Source organism: Shewanella sp. SG41-4, from assembly GCF_014164505.1.
Lineage (GTDB): Bacteria > Pseudomonadota > Gammaproteobacteria > Enterobacterales > Shewanellaceae > Shewanella.
This window is the reverse complement of the sequence record NZ_JACJFI010000459.1, coordinates 1-2,156: the sequence shown is the minus strand read 5'-3', so window position 1 is coordinate 2,156 and position 2,156 is coordinate 1. Positions and strand designations below refer to the sequence as shown.

At 39.8% G+C, this 2,156-nt stretch carries 2 protein-coding genes; both read left to right on the top strand.

Going from position 1 to position 2,156, the window contains the following annotated elements; translation table 11 throughout:
* Positions 1-1,131 (top strand): hypothetical protein (locus H5202_RS21070; RefSeq protein WP_182773779.1); only part of this gene is annotated, 1,131 nt, incomplete at its 5' end.
* A gap of 99 nt (positions 1,132-1,230) precedes the next feature.
* The gene (locus H5202_RS21065) at positions 1,231-1,836 is read left to right on the top strand and encodes a hypothetical protein (RefSeq protein ID WP_182773778.1); all 606 of its coding nucleotides are present in this window, start codon (positions 1,231-1,233) and stop codon (positions 1,834-1,836) included.
* Positions 1,837-2,156: the final 320 nt, after the last annotated feature.

Below are 2,156 nucleotides of genomic sequence, written 5' to 3'. Positions count from 1 at the left end.
GTGGTGTTGGCGGTAAGTGTCTTTTCTTTTTCGGCTGAAACTGTCGGGCGTTTAATGCTCAGTATATTGTCGATGTTGGTAGCGTTTAGTTATCAATGTCGATGGTGCTTTGATGCCTCACGCAAGGTGTTAACACGGTTCCATGGTTTCAAGTTAGGGAGGAAATCCATTTATTCCCTTCAACAACAAGATGTTGATTACTCAATAATAAAAAATATTGAGTTAAAAGAAGTGCATAATACTTATAAAGTGATTTTGCATGTTAAAGAGAGTCAACAAGCTCAATTTTCTGAACCGATATCGATATCGTTAAAAGTGAAGCAACATAAGTTGCCCGCATTGGTGCAACAATGTCGAAAAGAGTTAATGTCGCAGGGGATTAATGTTGTCGGTCAATTTGATAGCGTTAGTCGTAAAGATTGGCCAACCTTTAGTTCAGTTTCGCTCGACCAAGATACCGTAAAAGCCTTTATTGGGATTAAGCTATTTAACGACCCGATAAAATTACAATACCCCGTCACACTGTTTATGCTGCCTTTACCTCGGCAATACTTTCATCAAGTCTGGGCTTCAAGTTATATCAGTTTTATGGCTGCCTTGTTTATCCTTTATTCCAGCCAAAATATCGTAGCGGCCACAGTGGTTGCACTATTTGGGGTAGCTGTGTCTGCTGTAAGGCGAAAGCTCATTTGCGATAAGCATTATACACAGGGGATATCGAATCCTAATGAGATTGTTATCAGCGAGAATTCACTTGTTATTCCAAGAGTGTATTTTGAGGACAAGCAAGTTAGACAGATAGAAAAGTCTGCGATTAAATCAATTAATATTGAGTGGAATTGGTATAAAGCTGGCGATGGTGACAGTACCCTTAGGCAATACAGGCGACCTTTTGTATTTAGAGTAAACATTGATGTGAGTCACGGTGAAAGCATTACGTTAGCCGGGCAAACATTTGATAGTAATAAATTTGTTATTGCACTGTCTCAACTCGGCTACAGTGCAACGTTGACGCAAATCCCAAAAATAGCAGCGGTATGGCGTTTTTACATACTCATACCGATGGCTATAGCTCTACTAGGTATGACAGGCTTTGGCTTGTACTCACTGTATATTCGTTATTTGGTTTAAGAATAAACATGGCCACCCCAAATTGTCGACTATGGCAAAATTAACATGAACATATATGGCTTGATTGTTTTCAAGTATTCAACTAACAGGATGTTATCGATGAACATGATGAAAAAAGCCAGCTTACTGGTGGCCATTACTACTGCCATTACCACAATGAGTTTTGCTGCATTGGCGAGTAACCAAGCTGCTATTGATGCATTTGAAGCTAAAACCAAACCCATAGCGCAAGATGCAAAAGTGCTATCCGATAAGCAGCTAGTCTTGATGCAAGAGTTTAATCAGCTTATGGATTCTGGCAATGCGTCGGCTGTATTCCAAAGTGGCAAGGTGCAAGAATTACAAGCACTCGGTGAGCAGACGTTGGTGCAAGCTAGGTTGTTTGTAAAAGAGTATGAGCAGTTTTTATCGCAATTACCTGAAACATCTACCTGTTATACGCCAGAAAACGTCACAGAATATAACAATCTCATTGATGAGGTCTCTGCTAATAACCAGTCGTTATCTGAATTGAGCGCTACAGTATCACCCGGCGATGATGCAGGTGCCACCATGGAATTATTAAATGTACAAATGCATGCAGGACGGGTTAGCTCTTTTGTGCAAATGTTCCAACTGGTGAAGATTTGCTATGTCACCGAAGCGATGGGATACACCAAGCAAGATGTTGAGCGTATGCAAGCGGAAGAGGGTGATGAGCTGTAACGCCAGTATCTAATATGTCACTTTACATATTGGCAGTGTTTACTTTGTTGATTGTTAATAAGTAACAGGTTATTGAGTTGGATGGGGAGTATGCTATAGCAGTCATTCTAGCTGGCATATCTAGTGTATTAGGGATTCATCATTTTTATGGCAGCAGAACTGTCCTTTGTCTGTGGTGCGTTTGATTTAGTCTTAGCGATTGTTGGTCGTTTTATTGATAAGGAAAATGAAATGATTAAAGCAGGCTAATATTTGTGGCTTGATGATAAAAAACCATTAGCTTTTGCTAATGGTTTTTTATATTGCGAGTATGCTATAAG

What these genes read in the sequence shown, in the direction of transcription:
- H5202_RS21065 (WP_182773778.1), top strand. Translation starts at nt 1,231, where the DNA reads ATGAACATGATGAAAAAAGCCAGCTTACTGGTGGCCATTACTACTGCC.